15 protein-coding genes and 2 pseudogenes are annotated in these 20167 nt (G+C 72.4%); 5 read left to right on the forward strand and 12 right to left on the reverse strand.

Annotated elements, in window-relative coordinates; all coding sequences use genetic code 11:
* Positions 1 to 194: pseudogene (locus tag QZ749_RS15600) on the forward strand (hypothetical protein); the annotation flags it as partial.
* A 72-nt stretch (positions 195 to 266) separates the two neighbouring features.
* Here the strand turns inward: QZ749_RS15600 and QZ749_RS15605 are convergent.
* Positions 267 to 2039 carry an alkaline phosphatase gene (locus tag QZ749_RS15605; protein WP_296948752.1) on the reverse strand — a complete coding sequence of 591 codons (1773 nt, stop codon included), beginning with the start codon at positions 2037 to 2039 and terminating at the stop codon, positions 267 to 269.
* Between the two features lie 304 nt (positions 2040 to 2343).
* Here QZ749_RS15605 and QZ749_RS15610 point away from each other — a divergent pair, with 304 nt between their 5' ends.
* Positions 2344 to 3693, forward strand: a complete 1350-nt coding sequence (locus QZ749_RS15610) for a PEP-CTERM sorting domain-containing protein (protein WP_296948754.1) — start codon at positions 2344 to 2346, stop codon at positions 3691 to 3693.
* A gap of 34 nt (positions 3694 to 3727) precedes the next feature.
* Here the strand turns inward: QZ749_RS15610 and QZ749_RS15615 are convergent, their stop codons facing one another.
* Both QZ749_RS15615 and QZ749_RS15620 read right to left on the reverse strand, forming a co-directional pair.
* Complete coding sequence (locus QZ749_RS15615; RefSeq protein WP_296948756.1) at positions 3728 to 5968, reverse strand: ATP-binding protein; 2241 nt, start codon at positions 5966 to 5968, stop codon at positions 3728 to 3730.
* A 5-nt stretch (positions 5969 to 5973) separates the two neighbouring features.
* Positions 5974 to 7137 (reverse strand): pyridoxal phosphate-dependent aminotransferase, encoded by a 1164-nt coding sequence (locus QZ749_RS15620; protein ID WP_296948757.1) that lies wholly within the window; start codon positions 7135 to 7137, stop codon positions 5974 to 5976.
* A gap of 222 nt (positions 7138 to 7359) precedes the next feature.
* On the opposite strand from QZ749_RS15620, the gene QZ749_RS15625 reads away from it, so the two are divergent.
* Positions 7360 to 7704 (forward strand): hypothetical protein, encoded by a 345-nt coding sequence (locus QZ749_RS15625; protein ID WP_296948758.1) that lies wholly within the window; start codon positions 7360 to 7362, stop codon positions 7702 to 7704.
* 72 nt (positions 7705 to 7776) lie between these two features.
* Positions 7777 to 8382: an isochorismatase family protein gene (locus tag QZ749_RS15630; protein ID WP_296948760.1), complete on the forward strand. Its 606-nt coding sequence runs from the start codon at positions 7777 to 7779 to the stop codon at positions 8380 to 8382.
* Positions 8383 to 8438: 56 nt separating this feature from the next.
* Here the strand turns inward: QZ749_RS15630 and QZ749_RS15635 are convergent, their stop codons facing one another.
* The 4 genes and pseudogenes from QZ749_RS15635 to QZ749_RS15650 all read right to left on the reverse strand — a co-directional run bounded on the left by QZ749_RS15635 (position 8439) and on the right by QZ749_RS15650 (position 12691).
* Complete coding sequence (locus QZ749_RS15635) at positions 8439 to 9002, reverse strand: class I SAM-dependent methyltransferase (RefSeq protein ID WP_296948762.1); 564 nt, start codon at positions 9000 to 9002, stop codon at positions 8439 to 8441.
* A gap of 172 nt (positions 9003 to 9174) precedes the next feature.
* A pseudogene (locus QZ749_RS15640) lies at positions 9175 to 9939 on the reverse strand (tetratricopeptide repeat protein); the annotation flags it as partial.
* Between the two features lie 5 nt (positions 9940 to 9944).
* Complete coding sequence (locus QZ749_RS15645) at positions 9945 to 12215, reverse strand: xanthine dehydrogenase family protein molybdopterin-binding subunit (protein ID WP_296948763.1); 2271 nt, start codon at positions 12213 to 12215, stop codon at positions 9945 to 9947.
* Positions 12212 to 12691 (reverse strand): (2Fe-2S)-binding protein, encoded by a 480-nt coding sequence (locus tag QZ749_RS15650; protein ID WP_296948765.1) that lies wholly within the window; start codon positions 12689 to 12691, stop codon positions 12212 to 12214. The genes QZ749_RS15645 and QZ749_RS15650 overlap by 4 nt, the downstream gene beginning before the upstream one ends.
* A gap of 167 nt (positions 12692 to 12858) precedes the next feature.
* On the opposite strand from QZ749_RS15650, the gene QZ749_RS15655 reads away from it, so the two are divergent.
* A complete protein-coding gene (locus QZ749_RS15655; RefSeq protein ID WP_296948766.1) occupies positions 12859 to 15210 on the forward strand; it encodes a diguanylate cyclase domain-containing protein in 2352 nt (783 codons plus the stop codon).
* Positions 15211 to 15301: 91 nt separating this feature from the next.
* Here the strand turns inward: QZ749_RS15655 and QZ749_RS15660 are convergent, their stop codons facing one another.
* From QZ749_RS15660 to QZ749_RS15680, 5 genes are all read right to left on the reverse strand, one after another.
* On the reverse strand, positions 15302 to 16660 hold the full coding sequence (locus QZ749_RS15660; protein WP_296948767.1) for an erythromycin esterase family protein: 1359 nt from the start codon (positions 16658 to 16660) through the stop codon (positions 15302 to 15304).
* An 8-nt stretch (positions 16661 to 16668) separates the two neighbouring features.
* Positions 16669 to 17787: an SRPBCC family protein gene (locus QZ749_RS15665; protein WP_296948769.1), complete on the reverse strand. Its 1119-nt coding sequence runs from the start codon at positions 17785 to 17787 to the stop codon at positions 16669 to 16671.
* A 116-nt stretch (positions 17788 to 17903) separates the two neighbouring features.
* Complete coding sequence (locus QZ749_RS15670) at positions 17904 to 18581, reverse strand: phosphoribosyltransferase (RefSeq protein WP_296948771.1); 678 nt, start codon at positions 18579 to 18581, stop codon at positions 17904 to 17906.
* A gap of 281 nt (positions 18582 to 18862) precedes the next feature.
* A complete protein-coding gene (fghA, locus tag QZ749_RS15675; protein WP_296948773.1) occupies positions 18863 to 19705 on the reverse strand; it encodes an S-formylglutathione hydrolase in 843 nt (280 codons plus the stop codon).
* A 148-nt stretch (positions 19706 to 19853) separates the two neighbouring features.
* Entirely contained in the window at positions 19854 to 20030 is a 177-nt protein-coding gene (locus tag QZ749_RS15680; protein ID WP_296948774.1) for a hypothetical protein, read from the reverse strand.
* Between the last annotated feature and the right edge of the window lie 137 nt (positions 20031 to 20167).

Consider the following 20167-nt stretch of genomic DNA (forward strand, 5'->3'; position numbering starts at 1 on the left):
ACCTGCAGAACGTGAACGGCTGGCACAGCCGCTTCAAGACCTGGCTGCTGCGCTTTCGCGGCGTGGCCAGCCGCTACCTGATCGACTACTCGGGCTGGCAGCGGGTGCTGGACGACAAGCGGTTGACCACACCGGCACTGCTGCTGCGCGCAGCGGTCCAGTTCGGCAAGCGGCTGGACAGGAAACGCAATTAACGCGAACAGCGCCTAAATGAATGAACGCGCGTCGTCCCGGCGCAGGCCGGGACGACGTTGCCGTGGGTCGCGTCAGGCCACGTCGTCCGTCACCACCGGCGTCGTCGATCCGGCCTGCAGCACGATGCGGGTGCGCTTGGCCAGCGGCGAGGCGGGCTTGCCGCCGTTGGCATCGAGCGGCTTGACCTTGTTGAAGACGACGCTGAACGCGGACGCGGTGACGGTCGCCACCGAATAGCCCTGGGCATCGTGGTCGACGTAGGCGAAGGCCGGGTTGTGCGCGCGCATCACGCCGTCGAACACCTGCGGCGTCGCCACCAGCGGCGCCAGCGGCGTGGCGCCGGCGCCGGCCGCCAGGTACCGGTAGAACGACGCGCTGCTGATGCCGGCGCCGACGAAGTCCACCGCCACCGCCTTGCCCGTGGCCGGGTCGTTGTTGTCGTAGACGACGCCGCACTGGAAGGCGTGCAGGTCGCCGGTGATGGCGACGACGTTGCGGATGCCCTGCGCCGACAGGTAGCCCAGCATCTCGGCGCGGTGCGCCGGGAAGCCGTCCCAGCCGTCCGCGTTGACGATGTAGCGCTGGTCGTACGGCGCCGGGGCCTGGCCGCGCAGGTCGATCCACATGCGGTTCAGCGTCACCTCGTTGCCCCAGACCTTCCAGGTGGCGCCGGAGTTCTTCATCGTGTCCTTCCACCACTGCGCCTGGGTGGCGCCGAGGATGCCCGGCGCGCGGCCCAGCGCGGCCGTGTCGAGCGCCTCGAACTGCTGCAGCAGTGGCTGCGGCACGAAGTAGCGCGCGCCGACCGCGTCGTTGCCGCCCACGGCATCGTGCTGCAGCAGGCGCGCATAGGCGGCTTCGCCGACCACGTGGTCGTCGCGGTACAGGCGCTGGTCGGTCATCACCAGGTGCAGCAGGGTGCCGAAGCGGAAGTCGCGGTAGATGCGGATGTTGTCGTACGCGGCATTGGCCAGGTCGAACGAGACGTCGCCCCAGTCGACCGGCATGTACTCGGCCCAGGCCTGGTTGGCGCTGCGGCGGCGCGCGGTCTGCTGCACGTTGGCGTTGGTATAGGTCTGGTGGTCGCGCCAGCAGTCGTCCGAGAATTCGTGGTCGTCCCAGATCGCCACCATCGGGAACCTGCGGTGCAGTTCCTGCAGGCGGGCGTCGCCGCGGTAGGTGCGGTACAGCGTGCGGTAGTCGTCGACCGAGTCGGCGTAGACGGCGTCGCCGATCGCCACCCCGTGCGGCAGGACGATCCTGCCGTGCGCCGGCTCGGCGGCGCCTTTCTGGAATGCCGCGCCCACGGTCTCGTAGATGTAGTCGCCCAGGTGCACGATGAAGTCGACGTCTTCCGCCGCCATCAGTTCCATCGCCGCCCAGTGGTTGATGCTCCAGTCCTGGCACGTCATCCAGGCGAAGCGCAGCTGGGCGGGGCTGGAGGCCGCGGCCGGCGCCGTCCGGGTGCGGCCGGTCGCGCTGATGTCGGCGTCGGCCACGAAGCGGTAGGAATAGGAGGTGCCCGGCGCCAGCTTCGTCACCTTGGCGCGCACCGTGTTGTCGTAGGCCGCGGTCGCGCTCAGGGCGACCTGGGCGACGATATTGCCGAAGGCGTCATCGGTCGCCACGTCCAGGCGCAGGTTGACGTTGCCGCTGCCGCTGCGCGGCACGCAGCGCGTCCAGAACACCACGCTGGTGTCCTTCGGATCGCCGCTGGCCACGCCCTGCGGAAACGTGTAGCTGCCCGGCGCGGCGCCTTCCGCGCCGCCGCAGGCCGCCAGTCCGGCGCCGGCGCCGGCGACCGTGAAATACGCTGCGCTCCTGAGAAAATCCCGTCGATCCATCGTGCCCCCCGCATTGATTGAACGCGGCGAGTCTAGCGTCGCAATATTGCCCGGCGATGACATGCCGGCAACGGCCCGCGGCGTGCCGGGGCAGCGTGGCGGCACCGTGCCGGTGTTGTCAAATTCATCGATTCATCGATTGTCGACCGCAAAAACGGTAGTTACCGAACGATATCCATGGCAGAATCGGGCGTCTGCGTAGCAATATCGGCATTTTTGCAACGTATTGACCGATAATTTCAATAAAAAAATGTTCGGGAGCGGAAATGCTGCTACTCTGTAGGAAACATCCTACTTCGCAGCCATGCACTCGCGTTCAGCCTATATCCGCCGCAGCAGGAAAGCCCAGCGCCTGAAGACGCGCCTGGCCGTCGCGGCCGCGCTTGGCGTCGTCGCCAGCCTCGCACTCCTCACCCTGGGACACGCGCCCGGCCCCCTGCGCACGGCCGTGCTCGACGCCGTGCCGGCCGCGGCCGCCGAGGCGGCGTCGGCGTCGGCGCCGCGGACCGTGCAGCAGGCGGCGCAGCCGGCGCGGCGCGTCTATCCGTATTCGGTGGTGCCGGGCGGCGTGGCGGGCGGCGCCGAGGTCAAGCGCATGATCGACAGCGACAGGGTCGTGGCCGAGCACTACGCCGGTTTCGACGCCGACCGCGCCGCCGTGGTGACGGTCGCCCGGCCGCGCGCCGTCTACGTCTCGTACCGCAAGGGCGACAAGGTATTCTGGACCGCCGGCCGCCACACGCTGGCGGCGGGCGAAACGCTGCTGTCGGACGGCAATAGCGAGATCCGCGCGCGCTGCGGCAACCGCGTCTCCGACGTGCCGCGCCAGCCCGTCGAGGCGCACGGCCCCAGCGAGCGCGAACTGGACACGGCCAGCGCGGACGGCCAGGATCCGGCCCTGCAGAACGTGTCGTATGTGCCGGAGCCGGGCCAGGGCGGCCAGTCCTTCCATCTCGGCAATTATGGGGATGCGATCGGCACGGGCACCGTGGCCGCCGCCGCCGCGCGCGGCGGGCCGGGGCAGGCCGCTTCGCCGGATCCGTACGCCCTGTCCGCCCTGGTCGAAGCCAACCGCCTGCTGGCGGCCTACGGCGCGGCCAGCGCCGGCGCCTCCGGCAGCGGCACCACCGGCTCGTCCGCGCCGGCGCCTTCGCCGTCTCCCTCGCCGGGCACCCAGGCCCCGATCCTGGACGGTGCGGCACTCGGCAATCCGGTCGCGGCCGGCGACGGCGGCGCGCCCGTCACGCCGGGTGGCGCCGGCGGCAGCGGCAGTGCGGGCGGTACGGGCGGTAGCGGCGGCACGGGCAATACGGGCAATACCGGCAATACCGGCAATACGGGCGGCATGGACGATGCCGGTGGCGCCGGCAATGCCGGCGGCGGTGGTACCGGCGGCGCGGACACCCCGGCCGGCGGCCAGTTGCCGGCACCGGCGGTCCCGGCGCCGTCCACGCAGCCGCACGGCGGCAGCGACGCCACCCCGTCGATCCCGGAGGTGCTGCTGCCGACGCAGCCGGTGGCCGCGCCCGCGACGCCGGCCGCCGGCGGCGGCAAGAACAATGCGGAAGTGCCGGAGCCGGGCACCCTGTGGCTGGGTGGCGTGGCGTTCGCGGCGCTGCTGGCGGCGCGCCGGCGCAGGGGCCCGCGCGCCTGATGCGCGGGTGCCGGCACGCGCCGGCCGGGCAGGTTCAACGCCTGACGTGGGTCTCCGCCACCGCCGCCAGGATGTCCGCGAGTTGCGCGGTATTCACCGGCTTGACCAGGTAATGGTCGAAGCCCGCCGCCATCGCGGTCTCGCGGTCCTGCTGGCGACCGTAGCCGGTCATCGCGACGAGCGTGCTGGCGGTCGCCTGCGGCAGACGGCGCAGGCGGCGCGCCAGTTCGTTGCCGTCGAAGTCGGGCAGGCCGATGTCGAGCAGGCAGACGTCCGGCGCCAGCGTCCTGGCCAGTTCCAGCGCGTCGCCGGCGCTGTACGCCACTTCCACCTGGTGGCCGGCCGAGCGCAGGAACAGCTGCAGCGTGTGCACGGCGTCGGCATTGTCGTCCACCAGCAGCAGGCGCAGCGGCGCGATGCCGTCGGCGCGCGCGGTCTCGCGCGGCGGCGGCGGTGGCGGCAACGCTTCCTGGGTAAAGCGCGGCAGGCGCACGGTGAACGTCGATCCCTTGCCCAGTCCCGCGCTGTGCGCGCCGACGCTGCCGCCGTGCAGCTCGACCAGGCTCTTGACCAGGGCCAGGCCCAGGCCCAGGCCACCCTGCGAGCGGTCCGGCGTGCGCTCGGCCTGGGTGAACAGGTCGAACACGCGCTCGACCAGGCCCGGCTCCATGCCGATGCCGTCGTCGGCCACGCTCAGCACCCAGTCGGCGTCGTCCTGCGCCAGCGTCAGCTGGATCGTGCCGCCTTCCGGCGTGTACTTGGTGGCGTTGCCGAGCAGGTTCGCGCAGACCTGCACCAGGCGCTTGTGGTCGCCCTTGACGTGCGCCGCCGCCGGCGGCAGGTCGATCACCACGCGGTGGCGCCGCGCCGCGATCAGCGGGCGGATCTGCTCGGCCGCGTCGTCCACCACGCGCCGCACGTCCAGCACCTGCGTCGACAGCGACACCAGCCCGCGCGTCACGCGCGAGACGTCCAGCAGGTCGTCGACCAGGCTCGTCATGTGGTCGACCTGGCGCACGATGATCGAGCAGGTCTGGATGATCTGGGCGTTGTCCGAGTGCAGCAGCTTGAGCAGGTGCGCGCCGGTGCTGATCGGCGCCAGCGGGTTGCGCAGCTCGTGCGCCAGCATCGCCAGGAACTCGTCCTTGCGCTGGTCGGCCGCGCGCAGCTCGCGCTCGGCCAGCGACCGCGCCGTCTCCTTCTTCTGCAGCGACTCCGCCATCCGGTCGAGCGCCTGCGCCAGGTTGCCGATCTCCTCGCGGCCGTAGGCGATGCCGGAGCGCGCTTCGAGGTCGCCGGCGGCGATGCGCTCGGCCGTGTCCATCAGCTTGCGCACGCGCTGCACCACCAGCGCGCCGCCCACCAGCCAGGCGGCCAGCAGGGCCAGCGCCGTGGTCGCGGCCAGGCCGAGCAGGGACATGACCTGGTCGTGGCGCGCGGCCGACAGGATGGTCTCGGTCGGGATGCCGATCGTGACCGTGTAGTCGGACAGCGCCGGCGCGCCCACGCGCGCGAAGGTGTGCAGGCGCTCGACGCCGTCGTCGCCGCGCACGGTGACGGCGCGCTGGCCGGCCGTCGCCATCGCCTCCAGCGTGGCGGCCGACAGGCGGGTGCCGAAGAAGCGTTCCGGATCGGGGCGGCGCGAGATGATGGTGCCGCGCGCGTCGGTGGTGGCGAGCAAGGAGCCGGACGGCAGGTTGATGTCGTTGATGAAGGTGTCCAGGCTTTCCAGGTCCATCGCCGCGAACACCACGGCCAGCACCTTGCCGCTGCGGTCGATGACCGGGTAGGTGAGGTTGATCGTGTGCTTCTTGATCACCCGCCCGAACACGTAGTCGCCGGCGATGAAGCGGCGTTCCGAGATGGCGCGGCGGAAGTGGCTGCGGTCGCCCAGGTTGACGGGGTGCAGCAGGGGCACGGCGCTGCAGGTGACGTCGCCGTTGAGCTGGATCAGGCCGAAATTGACGAAGCCTTCGTTGCGGTCGAGGACGTCCGACAGCAGCGAGGTGCACTTGGCAGTATCGCCCATCAGGTCGGGCACGCTGGCCAGGTCGACCAGGATCTGGCGCGCGCCTTCGATGGACTGGGCTTCGTTGGCCGCCGCCATGCCGGTCAGGCGGCGCAGGTTTTCCTCGGACGCCTTGATGGCGTGCTCGCGCTCGCGGATCCCGGACAGGATCGTCATGACCGCGAGCGGCGTGATCGCCAGCGCCACCAGCAGCATGAGCCGGCTCCGGAGGCTGTTCAGCCGGAACCGGCCCAAACCTTTCATCATCTTGCCTATTCTTCCCGTGCCCGTCCCGTCCAGGCGTCTCCAAACTCGATTATCCTGCGAATACCGTCGCGCAGCGTCGCCACGTCGTCCGAGATGTAGCCGAGGCGGATGAAGCCCGGCACCCCCAGCGCGTCGCCCGGCATCACGGCGACCTGCCGTTCCTCGAGCAGCGCCTCGGAAAAGCCGATGCTGTCCATCGTCAGGCTGCGCACGTCTCCCCACAGGTAGGGACCGGAGGCCGGCGCATGCATGACCATCCAGGACACGTCGGCGAACAGCCGCACCGCCAGGTCGCGGCGGTCGCGGTAGTCCGCCATCATCGCGCGCGGCGCGCCGGTGGCGAAGGCGACGTCCGCCGCCACCTGCGACAGGTGCGGCGCGGCCGCCGTGATCGGACCCTGCAGCGTCTGCATCGCCTCGACCACCACCGCCGGCGCCAGTGCGAAACCGACGCGCCAGCCCATCATGGCATAGCTCTGCGAGGCCGAGAAAATCGTCACCACGCCGGTCCCGCGCCAGTCGCCCAGCGCGGCCAGGCTGACGTGCTCGCCCTCGAAGATCAGGTGCTCGTAGCTTTCGTCGACGATCACCCGGGCCCCGATGCGCTCCACCCATGCGCGTACGTATTCCAACTCCTGGCGAGTGTACACCTTGCCGGTCGGATTGTGCGGGTTATTGATGATCACGATGTCCGGCTCGCCCAGGCCGTCCAGCAGTGCCGGCGTGATCGCCTCGGGCAGGTCGGCCAGGACCGGCTTCAGGCCCAGGAGTTGTGCGGTAGCAACATAAGCGGGCCAGTGAGGCTTGAACACCAGTACCGTGTCGCCCGGATCGCTCATCACGTACAGCGCCTGGTACAGCGCCTGCTTGGCGCCGTTGGTGACGATGATCTCGTCGGTCGTCGCGTCCACGCCGTTTTCCTTGCGCAGCTTGTCGGCCAGGCGCGCGCGCACGTCGAGGGCGCCGACCACGCTGGTATAGGGCATCGTGCGTTCGCGCTCGATGGCGCCGGCGACCGCGTCCAGCACCGCCTTGGGCGCCGGGAAGTGCGAGATGGCGATGGAGAAGTCGATCACCGGCTGGCCTGCGTTGCGCATGGTTTCGACGCGCCCGTGCATCGCCGTGGTGGCGAGCGGACGGGATGAAGCGATCCGAGCTGAAATTTTCATATTGTTGTCGTCGCAAAGGGTGGCGAAAATGTCGCTAGTGTATTGATCCAGGGAAATACTGAACGTTTCCGGATTGTACTAAATTGCCAACTGTGTAGCGCACGCGTGACATTGTTTTCGCCGATTCGCCCGTGGATTTTACCGATGCAGCGGGCGCCGTGGCGGGCGGCTTTCTGTTACGGTGGGCCGGAATGCAAACCGCGGCAGCCAAGGAGCCCTACCATGCAATATCCCATCATCCGCACCTTCATGCACCTGAGCGCCGCCGAGCAGGCGCGCGCCGCGCTGCTGGACGCCGGCATCCCGGCCGACGACATCGTCATCGACGTGCGCGTCGACGAGACCGGGCCGGTACAGGGCAACTTCGCCATCGGCGACGATCCGGCCGTCACCGGCAGCGACGCCTACAGCCACACCTTCGCGCCCACCGCCCAGGACGCCGTGCGCGATTGCCAGCTGACCGTCCAGGCGGCCGACCCGGCCCTGGCCGAGCGCGCCGCCGCCATCCTCGACCGCCTGGGCGCCCTGGACCCGGATCCGGCGCACCGCGCGCAACAGCGCCACTGACTCGTCCGGCGCTGCGTTTTGGGCGACAATGGCGCATCCGCGGCAGGCAGCCGCGTCACTGAAAGGACGTCAATGAGCGCGATTCACCTGGACCGGGGCGATGCCCTGCTCGTGATCGACATGCAGGTCGACTTCCTGCCGGGCGGTGCGCTCGGCGTGGCCGCCGGCCACGAAGTCGTCGCCCCCATCAACCACCTGATCGCCCTGTACCGCGAGCAGGGCCTGCCGGTGGTCGCCTCGCGCGACTGGCACCCGCAGGACCACTGCTCGTTCGCAGCGCAGGGCGGACCCTGGCCGCCGCATTGCGTGGCCGGCACGCCCGGCGCCGCGTTCGCGGCCGAGCTGGCGCTGCCGGACGACGCCATCGTGGTCTCGAAGGCGGACAGCGCCGGGGCCGACGCCTACTCGGCCTTCAACGGCACCGCGCTGGCGCAGCAGCTGCGCGAGCGCGGCATCGAACGCGTGACGGTGTGCGGCCTGGCCACCGACTACTGCGTGCTCAACACCGTCACCGACGCGCTGGAGGAGGGCTTCGACACCCTCATCGTCCCGGAAGCGATGCGCGCGGTGGACGTCGATCCGGGCGACGGCACCCGCGCCCTCGACCGCATGGTGGCGCGCGGCGCGGTGCCGGTGAGGCTGAACGCGGCGGGGATGACGGCATTGTCGGTGGCCTGACCGCGGATTCGCGCCGCCGCCATGCGGGCGTTCGCGCTGCCCGCATCAAGCCCGCATCAAGCCCGCAACAACACCAGCCACCCCGCCACGTCGGCCCCATGCTCGCGCCGCAACGCGGCCCGCTCCGCCTCGACCAGCGTGAACCCGGCGTCCGCCGCGCAGCGCTCGACGTAGCCGAGCGCGTGCGCATAGCGGTTCGACGCCCGGATCGCATAATCGGCATCGGCGCCGGCGCCGGCACCGCCCCCGTCCTCCAGCGCCTCGCAGGAAAACGCCAGCCGCCCGCCCGGCCGCAGCGCCGCGCGCGCCCGCGCGAACAGCGTCTCCAGCGCGCCAATGTAGACCAGCACGTCGGCCGCCACCAGCAGGTCGTGCGCGTCCTGCTGGCTGGCCAGCCAGTCGCCGATGTCGGCGCAGGCCAGCTCGTCGTACAGGCCGGTGGCGCGCGCCCTGTCCAGCATCTTCGGCGACAGGTCGACGCCGGCCAGGCGCGTCGCGGCCGGCCGCAGGAACGGGGCGCACAGGCCGGTGCCGCATCCCAGGTCGGCCACGCTGCCCGGCATGCCGCCGTGGCGGCGCAGCAGCGCGTCGAGCAGGGCCGGGGTGCGGTAGCCCAGCACGTCGACCAGGTGGCGGTCGAAATGGTCCGCGTACTGGTCGAACAGGCCCTTGACATAGTCCGCCGGCGGCCGGCGCGTCCAGCGCCGCCAGCGAGAACCCGATCTCGCCGGCGTCCGCGCCCAGCGCCAGCGCGCGCCGGTAGGCGGCGACGGCCTCGTCGCGGCGGCCCAGTACGCGCAGCGTGTTGGCGCGGTAGTGTTCGGCCAGCGCGTAGTCGGGGCGCAGCGCCAGCGCCCGCTCGTAGCTGGCCAGCGCCGCGCCGGGGTCGCCGGATTTCTTCAGCGCCGCGCCGCGCGCGCACCAGGCGTCGGCCTGGCCGGGCGCGGCCTCGAGCGCGCGGTCGTAGGCATCGATGGCCTCGTCCAGCCGCGCCATGCCCTGCAGCGCATTGCCGAGGGCGAGCAGGGCGTCCGCATAGCGCGGCCGCGCCGCCAGCGCCTGGCGCGCGCTGGCCACGGCGTCGGCGTCGCGGCCCAGGTCGTGCAGGGCGATCGCGCGGTGGCACCAGGCTTCGGGAAACGCGGGCTGGATGCCCAGCGCGCGCGCGTAGCTGTCCAGCGCCTCGTCCAGCCGGCCCAGGCGCCGCAGCGCATTGCCGCGGTTGTCCCAGGCCAGCGCGTAGTGCGGATCCAGGCGCAGCGCCGCCTCGTAGCTGTCCAGCGCCGCGCCGGCGCGGCCCAGGTCCTGCAGCGCGGCGCCCAGGTTGCAGTGCGCGCGCGCCTGCTGCGGGTCGACGGCCAGCGCGTCCGCGATCAAGCGCGCCGCCAGCGCCGGATTGCCGCGCTGGCGCTCGATCACGCCCAGCAGGTGCAGGGCGTCGAACTGGCGCGGCGCGGCCTCCAGCACCTGCCGGTACAGCGCCTGGGCCGCGTCCAGCCGGCCCTGCCGGTGCAGCTGCACGGCCTGCTGCAGCAGCGCGTTCGGGTCCGGGCGCATCGGGATCAGCTCCAGCTCAGGTCGGTCTTCGACAGCGGCAGTTCGCGCACCCGGTGCCCGGTGGCCGCGAAGATCGCGTTGCACACGGCCGGCGCCAGCGGCGGGAACGCCGGTTCGCCCAGGCCCGTGACCGGGTAGTCGGTCTTGAGGAAATGCGATTCGATCCGGCGCGGGACGTCCGGCATGCGCAGCAGCTGGTACTCGTGGAAGTTGGACTGCACCACGCGGCCCTGTTCGATGTCCAGCGCCGGATGCATCAGGGTCGACAGGCCGTCGATCACCGAGCCCTCGACCTGGTGCTCGGCGCCGGACAGGTTGACCACCTGGGCGCCGATGTCGGCCACCACCACCACGCGGTCGACGGTCAGCTTGCCGTCCCTGGACACGGTGACTTCGGCGACCTGGGCGACGTAGCCGCGGTGGCTGAAGTGGAAGGCCACGCCGGCGCCCTGGCCGCGCGCGAACGTGCGCTTGCCCCAGCCCGCCCTGGCGGCCACGGCTTCCAGCACGCCGCGCATGCGCGCCACGTTGTAGGGCACGCCGCGCTCGCCGGTGCCGGCCATCAGGTCGCGCTCGCCCAGGAGTTCGAGGCGGAACGCGACCGGATCGCGCCGCGCCGCATGGGCCAGCTCGTCGATGAAGCTGTGGATGACCCAGGAAAACACGTTGCTGCCGGGCGCGCGCCACGGCCCCATCGGGATGCGGCATTCGAGCGGGGTCTGCTCGAGCAGGCAGTTGGGCACCCAGCGCGCCGGGAATTCGTCGACCGACAGGCCGGCGCCGCTGCCCGGCTGCAGGACGCTGGCGCCGTCGCGCTCGACGCGGTTGGCGAAGGTGACGAAATGGTCGTGCCAGGCCACCAGCCGGCCCCCCGCATCGGTGCCGCCGCGCAGGAAGTGGAAGCCGCCGGCGCGGAAGTGGTCCTGCTGCAGGTCGTCCTCGCGCGTCCAGGTCAGCTTGACCGGCGCAGCGACCTGCTGCGCGATCGCCACCGCCTCGACGATGAAGTCGGACGACAGCCGCCGGCCGAAGCCGCCGCCGCTGCGCGTGATGTGCAGCACGATCTTGTCCTTCGGGATGCCGAAGGTGCTCGTCACCAGGGCCTGGCCGGCGCCCGGGTTCTGGGTCGGCGCCCACAGTTCCAGCGTGCCGGCGTCCGGCTTGAACCAGGCCGTGCAGTTCTGCGGCTCCATGCTGGCGTGCGAGATGAACGGATACGTGTAGCTCGCCTCGACCGTGTGCGCGGCGCCGGCCAGCGCCGCCGCGACGTCGCCGTCCTTGCGCAGCACGACCGTGCCCGGCTTGCCGGCGGCGGCGCGGGCCTGGGCCGCGAAGCCCGCCCAGCCGTGCCGGGCGCCGTCGCCCTCGTCCCAGGTCACCGCGAGCGCCTTGCGCGCGCGCAGCGCGTTCCAGGTCGAGTCGGCGACGATCGCCACGCCGGGACGCAGCCCGTTCAGGTTGGCCGTGCCCGCGACGATGAAGGCGGCCTTCACGCCCGGCAGCGCCCTGACCGCGTCCAGGTTGGCCGCCAGCGGACGGCCGCCCAGCACCGGGCATTTCACGTAGGTGGCGTACAGCATGCCGGGCAGGCGGGTATCGATGCCGAACAGCGGCTGGCCGGACACCACGCGGCCGTTGTCGACGCCGCCGACGCGGGTGCCGAGCAGCCGGTAGGTGGACGGGTCCTTGAGCACGACGTCCTGCGCGTCCGGCAGCGGCAGGCGCGCGGCGGCCGGCACCAGCGCGCCGTAGCCGAGCTTGCGGCCGCTGGCGTCGTGCAGCACGGCGCCGAGGCTGGCGCGGCAGCTCGATGCAGGCACGCCCCAGGCGAGCGCCGCCGCCTGCACCAGCATGGTCCGGGCCGTGGCGCCCAGGCGGTGGAAGTTGTCGTAGTTGGTCGGGGTGGAGGTCGAACCGCCGGCGCCCTGCGGCCCGTAGACGGGATCCAGGTCGCCCTGCACGACGCGCACGCGCTTCCAGTCGACTTCCAGTTCCTCGGCGATCACCATCGGCAGCGAGGTCTTGATGCCCTGGCCGATCTCGGGCTGCTTGGACACCAGCGTCACGCCGCCGTCGGCGTCGATGCGGATGAAGGCGTTCGGGGCGAATGCCCCGGCCGGGCGCGCCTTCGGATCGGCGTCGGCGGCGCTGGCCAGCCCGACGACGCCTCCCGCCTGCAGGCCCAGCAGCAGGGCGCCGGACTGGCGCAGGAAGCGCCGCCGCGCCGGGGTGGCAGTCGTGGCCGTGGTGGAGTCGCGCATCGTGTCCAGGCTCATCGCTTGTCCTTTCCCTTGCCGGCGATCTCGGCCGCCCGGTGGATGCCGGCGCGGATGCGCACATAGGTCGCGCAGCGGCACAGGTTGCCGGCCATGGCTTCGTCGATCTGGGCGTCGCTCGGGCGCGGATGCTGCCTGAGCAACGCGCAGGCCGTCATGATCTGGCCGCCCTGGCAATAGCCGCACTGCGGCACGTCGAGTTCCTGCCAGGCTTGCTGCAGCGGATGCGCGGCGCGCGGGTCGAGGCCCTCGATGGTCGTGATCTTCGCCTTGCCGACGCCGGACACGGGCAGCTGGCAGGCGCGTGCCGGCTGGCCGTCGACGTGGACGGTGCAGGCGCCGCACACGCCCATGCCGCAGCCGTACTTGGTGCCGACCAGGCCCAGGGTATCGCGCAGTGCCCACAGCAGCGGGGTGTCCGCTTCGACGTCGACGGCGCGGGCCTGGCCGTTGACGTTCAGGGTGTATTGACTCATGTCCGGTGGGGGTGGTGATTGCTGGCGAAATTGCCGGTTCGCAAAAAGGCACATCGTAACCAGATGCCGCGCCCGGGCCAAGCGTTAATTTGTTTCCGGCTCGACTGGAACGCCGGGGGCTTTATGACATACTGGCGGCGCACCATCGCCCGCCATCCTCGCATTCCATGACACGCATCGCCTTCCTGCCCTCGACCGTGCGCTCGCGCCTGGCCCTCACGGTGGGCGCGCTGGTGCTGGGCGCGACGCTGCTGGCCGGTCCGCTGGCGCTGCAAGTGGCCGAACGCGACATGCGCACCGTGCTGGGCGAGCAGCAAGTGGCGCTGCTGGCGGGAGCCGCCGCGTTCATGGACGAGCGCCTGGGCGCCCACGTGCGCCGCATGGACGCGCTGGCGCGCGCCGTGCCGGCGGCGGCGCTGCGCGACCCGCGCCGGCTGCAGGCCTGGCTGGCCGAGCGCGGCGCCGACGGGCGCGACGACTTCGTCAACATCGTCGCCTTCGCCCGCAACGGCGACCTGGTCGCGTCCAGCGCCACCATGCCGAGCGCGCAGCCGCTCAGCGGGGCCGGCCGCCAGTATTTCGAGGACACGCTGCGGCTGCGCCGCGGCATCGTCTCGGAACCGTTCCGCAGCCGCCTGTCCGGCGCCCAGGTGGTGCTGGTGACGGCGCCCGTGTTCGACGCGGCCGGCGACGTCGCCTGCGTGCTGGCCGGGCGCATCGACCTGCAGCACGCGAACTTCCTGCGCGAGGTCGACGCCCTCAAGCCGGGCCGCACCGGCTACCTGTTCCTGATGTCGGCGGCCGGCGTGCTGGTCGACCACCCGCTGCGCGAACGCCTGCTGCACGACATGACGACGACGCCCGGCGACCACCCCGGCGCCATGCGCGCGCTGCGCGGCTTCGAAGGCTGGGTACACGGCGCCGACCGCCAGGGCCAGGCGCTGTTCGCCTACAAGCGGCTGCGCGCGACCGGCTGGGTGCTGGGGTCGCGTTATCCGGACGCGGAAGCGTTCGCGCCGCTGGCGCACATGCGCCGCAGCGTGCTGGCCGTGGCGGGCATCCTGGCGCTGCTGGCGGGCGCGCTGGCCTGGTGGATCGTGCGGCGCCGGCTGCGACCGCTGGACGTGCTGCGCCGCGCGGTGGCGGCGGTGCGCCACGGCGGCGCCGGCATCGACACGCTGCACCTCGGGCGGCGCGACGAGATCGGCGAACTGGGCCGCGCCTTCCACGACCTGGTGCGGGAGCGCGAGCGCGCCATCGCCAGGATGCGCGCGATCGCCGACAACGTGCCGGCCGTGATCGCCTACGTGGACCGCGACGAGCGCTTCGCGTTCACCAACGCCGCGTTCGCGCGCATGCTGGGCCTGGCGCCCGACGCCGCGCTCGGGCGCACGGTGCGCGAGGTGCTGGGCGCGTTGCCGTATGCGCGCCTGGAGCCGCTGGTGCGCGCCGTGCTGCGCGGCGAGCGCGGGCGCGTCGAGGACGTGCGCAGCGACGACCGCCGGCGCCACCAGCTGATCGACTACCTGCCGGACGTCGACGCCGACGGCGCGGTGGCCGGCTTCTACGTGATGGCGATGGACATCAGCGAGCGCAAGGAGGCGGAACTGGCCCAGGCGGCCAGCGAGAAACGGCTGCGCACGATCGCCGACAACCTGCCCGTCCTGATCTGCTCGATCGACCGCAACCACCGGCTCGGGTTCGCGAACGCCACCTTCCGCGCCTGGCTGGGCCTGGACGACCGCGCGCTGGACGGCATGCACCTGGCCGACGCCCTCGGCCGCGGCGCCTACGACGGCGCCCGCGCGCGCCTGAAGACGGCCTTCGCGGGGCACGGCGCCAGTTTCGGGATGACGCTGCAGGCCGGCGGGCAGCATCGCATCCTCGAGTGGACGGTGGTGCCGGACCTGCAGCCGGACGGCGCGGTGGCCGGCGTGTACGCGCTGGCGCACGACGTCACCCGGATCAAGGAAGCCGAGACGCGCCTGGTGCAGATGGCGCGCATCGACGACCTGACGGGCCTGGCCAACCGCCGCCTGTTCGGCGAGACGCTGGCCCAGGCGCTGGAGCGGGCGCGCCGCCGGCGCAGCGTGCTGGGCCTGGCCTACCTCGACGTCGACCACTTCAAGCGCATCAACGACACCTGGGGCCACGGCATCGGCGACGAGGTGCTCAAGGAGTTCGCGCGCCGCCTCGCCGCCGCCGTGCGCGCCACCGACACGCCGGCGCGCCTGGCCGGCGACGAATTCGTCGTGGTGCTGGAAGACGTGCGCGGCGAGACCGGGGCGGCCGGCATCGGCGCCAAGATCATCGCGGCGATGCGCGTGCCGTTCGCGACGTCGGCCGGCCCGGTGCCCGTCACGGCCAGCGTCGGCATCGCGCTGGCCGACGGGGCGCAGGCGCCGATGCCGGACCAGGAACAGTTGCTGGGACGGGCGGATGCGGCCTTGTACGCGGCCAAGCGGGACGGGCGCGACCGCTGCGCGCTGGGCGCCCATCCGGCGGCCTGCGGCTCGTGATGGATGGCGTGACGCTCGCCTCGCGTTGGCTCGGTGCGGGGCCGCGTGACGGCGGCCGGTCGGGTGGCGCTGCCGGCCCCGCGCATCGCGGTCAGATCCCGGTGGGATAGGTTTCCGGCGGCTCGTCCCCGTGCCGGCCGCCGCCCCGGTCGAGCGGGCGCACGGCCGTCGTGCCGTCGATGTGGATCACGGCGTCGAACTGGCGGGCCATCCGGGCCGTGAAGTAATGGCTCTGGCGTTCCGTCTGCGGCAGGTAGATCACGCCGATGGCCCGCTCCAGGCGGCGCTGTACCAGCACCGTGCGCGCCGGGCCGTCGTCGCGCAGGGGCAGCACGAAGCGCGGGATGCCCACCTCGTGCAGCAGTGCCTCGCAGCTGCCCGCGATGGCGGGGCGCACCTGCTTGTGCTCGGCCGGACCGTCCCATTCGGACGCGGCCGTCACCCAGCCGTCGTAGGTCGTGAAGCCGATCAGGCGGGTCTGGCCGTCGTAGGCCTTGCGCGCCAGTTCGCCGACGTTCCACTCGCCCAGCTCGCCGACCTCGGTGGCGCGCGCGTCGCCGATGTGCGAGTTGTGTTCCCACACGACGATCTTCGCCGGCTCGCCGTCGCGGGCCAGGTGCCGGGCGAGCGCGTCCAGCGTCTCGGCCATGTGGCTGTCGCGCAGGTTCCACGATGCGATGCGGCCGCGGAACATCGTCCGGTAGTATTCCTCGGCATTCCTGACGAGGCGGGCATTCTGCTGGGCGTAAAAGAAGGCGTCCTCGGCGTCCCCGGCGCCGTCGCGGCGCATGTAGTCGATCGCGAGCTGCTGCATCTGGTGCAACTGGTCGATGACGCCTTGTTCGCACGAGGCCGACAGGTCGATGTTGGCCGTGTAGCCGTAGTGCTGGCTGTCTTCGCAGTAGTGGTCGAAGCAGGCATAGCGCGCGCGCGCCTGGGCCGCCGCCTGCGGATCGACCTGCGCGAGGTAGCGCAGCACTTCGCCGATCGAGGTGAACATGCTGTACAGGTCGAGGCCGTAGAAACCCACCGTGCGGCCGGCCTTGCCACGCGCCTGCGCCGCGTCGTTGTGGCCGCGCAGCCATTCGACGAAGCGGCTGACGTCGGTGTTGCGCCACATCCAGTTCGGGAAGCGCCGGAAGCCCGCCAGCGCCGCGTCGGCGTCGGCGTCCTCGCCTTGCCCGCGCACGTAGCGGTTGACGCGGTAGGCATCGGGCCAGTCGGCTTCGACGGCCACGGCATGGAAGCCTTTTTCCTCGATCAGGCGGCGGGTGATGCGCGCGCGTTCCTCGTAAAACTCGTGGGTGCCGTGGGTGGCTTCGCCCAGCAGCACGAAGCGGGCGTCGCCGACCAGGTCGAGCAGGCCGTCGTAGTCATGCGCGTCGCCGCGCAGGGGCTGGGCGGCGACGCGCAGCACGCCGGCGGGCGTGGCGGGGGACGGCGTCGTCATGGCGCGCCTCAGTGCAGGTAGCGGCTGGCGCCGGGCGGGCGGACGCCGCCGTGCGGCAGCGCGCCGCGCTCGACGAAGGACTTCATGGCCGCGAGGTCCTGCGCCAGCCGCGATTGCGGGTCGGCGCCGAGCAGCGTGGCCAGGCCGTGGCCGATGGCGCCGGCGGGCGGCGTGTACGACATGCGCACCGTGACCAGCGTGCCGCCGCGCTGCGGCGCGAACGCGATCGATCCGCTCTGCGGGATCTCCGCGCCCGGCTCGCTGCGCCAGGCCAGGCGGTGCGGGCGGCTCTGCTCGGTGACGACGGCGTTCCAGGAAAAATGGCTGCCGCCGGGGCCCTTGACGACCCAGTGCGAACGGCGCCGTCCGAGGTCGCGCACCTCGACCACGTGCGACATGAACCGCGGAAAATGCTCGTAGTCGGTCCACAGGTCGTACACGTCTTCCGGCGCGGCATCGATGTGGACCGATTGCTCGACGTCGACCGGTTGGTCCAGCGACAGGCGCTGCCTGCCCGCCCGCAGGACGCCGCCGAGCGGCTGGTTGGCGGCGCCGCGCGCCAGCAGGGCGGCGCCGGCCAGGCCGAGCACCAGGCCCAGCGGCGAACGGCGCGCCAGGCCGAAGCCGGCCAGCAGCGCCCCGCCGGCCAGCGCCGTGTGGCGCGCGGCCGGCGCCAGGGTGCCTGCCGGGGCGTCGTGCACCGCGCCGCGCGGCGTGTCATGGGCGTCGTGGCCCTGGCGACGCGGCCCGGGGCCGGCGACGGCGGCGATCGCAGCGCCGGCCTCGCGCAGGGCGTCGCGGACCCCGTGCGCGTCCCCGGACACCGGGATGCGCACGGGGTCCGGTTCCTGCGCCGTGTCCCGCGTCCGCCCGCCCGCTGGCGCGGCGCCGTCGGGGCGCAGCGCGCCGGCCGTGCCCAGGTAGGTCCCGGCGTCGTGCCAGGTGTCGCGCACTGCGTCGCCGCTGCGCGCGCCCACGCCGCGCACGGCGGCCACCGAGCGGGCGCGCCGGGCGCCGCCGCGGTCGGGGTCGAGCAGGTACATCAGCAGGGCCCCGGCGGCCGCGCCGCCCAGCCATGTCGCGACGTCGATGCCGATGCCGGCGCGGGTGTCCGTCGTGTGCCTCATGGTTCGGTCCTCATGGTTCGCTCCTCATGGTTCGCTCCTCATGGTTCGGTGGTCATGGTTGGGTCGTCATGCTGATCGGTGGAACGCGTCCGGGCCCTGCCGCACGATGCGCCCGCTCAGGTCCCGGGCGCCGCCGGCGATCCGCGCGCGCGCCACGCGGCGGCGAGCAGGTCCTGCACCTGCGCGTCGCCGGTCTGGTCGAAGCTGTCGTACCACTGGCCGACCGATCGGAAACGCGCCGGACTCGACAGGCAGACCAGCCGGTCCACGCGCGCCGCCAGCGCCGCCACGGTGTCCGGCGGCGCGACCGGGATCGCCAGCACGAGTTCGCGCGGCCCCAGGCGCCGGGCCACCTCGATGGCCGCCAGCATCGTCGCGCCGGTCGCGACACCGTCGTCGACCAGGATGGCGCTGCGCCCCGCCAGGGCCAGCGGCGCCCGCCCGCCGCGGTAGGCGCGTTCGCGCCGTTCCAGTTCGGCCAGCTCGCGCGCCGCCACGGCGTCGATGTCCTGGGCGGTGACGCCCATCGCGCCGGGCACGCCCGGCTGCAGCACGCGCACGCCGCCGCTGCCGATCGCCCCGATGGCGAACTCCTCGTGGCGCGGCATGCCGAGCTTGCGCACGACGAGGACGTCGAGGTCGATGCCGAGGGCGCGCGCGATCTCGGCGCCGACCGGCACGCCGCCGCGCGGCAGGGCCAGCACGAGCGCGTCGGCCCGCCCCGCATAGGCGCCCAGCCGGTCGGCGAGCAGCCGCCCGGCTTGGGCGCGATCCTTGAAATGCCAGTCTGTCATGCCCGTGCTTCCTTGCCGCGCCACCGCGCGCCGTCGGCTGCCGGCCCGCGGCCTGGCGGACGGCCGGCCGGTGCGCGGCGCCGCCCGGCGTGCCGGGCAACGTGCGCGCCAGCACGCCGTTCTCGCGCCTCGCCCCAGCCTGCGCTTGGTCCGGCCCGGCCGGCAGCCTGGCGCTGCTTGGGTAGCGGCAGGTGGAACGCCCAGCCTACACCACCTGCCCGTCCGGGTGCCGCTCGTTTGCCTGCCGGCATGCGGCGTCGGTCGCGCCCTCGACGCCGGACTCAGGCCAGGTTGCGGCGGTGGAAGCGCAGGTGGTCGGCGACGAAGGTCTGGATGAAGTAATAGCCGTGGTCATAGCCTGCGTGGCGGCGCAGTTCGAGCGGCTGGCCGACGGCGCGGCAGGCTTCCTCGAAGGCTTCCGGGTACAGTTGCTCGGCCAGGAATTTGTCGGCCATGCCCTGGTCGACCAGGATGCCCTTGGGGAAGGGCGGTTCGGTGCTGCGCGCCATGAGTTCGGTGGCGTCGTAGGCGCGCCAGGCCGCCTGGTCGTCGCCGAGGTAGCCGGTGAACGCCTTTTGGCCCCACGGGCAGCGGGTCGGCGCGGCGATCGGCGCGAATGCCGACACCGACTGGAACAGGGCCGGGTTGCGCAGCGCCAGCATCAGCGCGCCGTGGCCGCCCATCGAGTGGCCGAAGATGCCCACGCGGGCCGGGTCGGCCGGCAGTTCGGCCAGCACGCGCTCGCGCAGTTCCAGGATGTGGCTGTACATGCGGTAGTGGGTGGACCAGGGCGCCTGCACGGCGTCGACGTAGAAGCCGGCGCCGGCGCCGAAGTCCCACGCATCGGTTTCGCCGGGCACGCCGGCGCCGCGCGGGCTGGTGTCCGGCATCACCAGGATCAGGCCTTCCTCGGCCGCCACGCGCTGGGCGCCGGCCTTGATCGCGAAGGTTTCTTCGGTGCAGGTCAGGCCCGCCAGGTAGAACAGCACCGGCAGGCGCTTGCCGGCGTGGTCGGGCGGCAGGTAGACGGCGAAGCGCATCGGCAGGCCGATGGCGGCGGAGTCGAACTTGTAGAAACGCTGCACGCCGCCGAAGCAGGCGTGCTCGCTGAGGAGTTCGGTCATGGTGGGGTCCCCCGGGATCGTGACGCATTGATGAAAGCGCAAGTATGCCTCAACTGCGACGTTCCTGCGCCTGCGGGCGGATGCCCATGGGGGATGCCGGCCGCGCGGCCGGCAGGGGGCGGCCGGAGGGACGGCCAGGGCGCGCGCCTCAGCCGCCGCCGATGCCGCGCACCACGTGGCCGGTGCCTTCGCACTCGGGACAGGTCTTGCCGTCGGACAGCTTGCCGCTGCCGCCGCAGGTGTCGCACAGGTCGTCGCCGGTGCCGGGCGTACCGGGTTCGGCTTCGTCCCCGGGCTTCAGGTCGGGGTCGGGATGGACGCTCATGGGGGCCTCGCTGGAGAGTGGTCGATGGCCTTCATTCTAGGGCGCGGCGCCGGCACGCGGCGCACGCGGGAGGTGGCGGGCGCAGGCAGCGCCGTGGTTGTCACGAAGAATTCATGCCGATATGCGAAATTCGCCTT

It is taken from the genome of uncultured Massilia sp. (genome assembly GCF_913773735.1).
GTDB lineage: Bacteria > Pseudomonadota > Gammaproteobacteria > Burkholderiales > Burkholderiaceae_D > Telluria.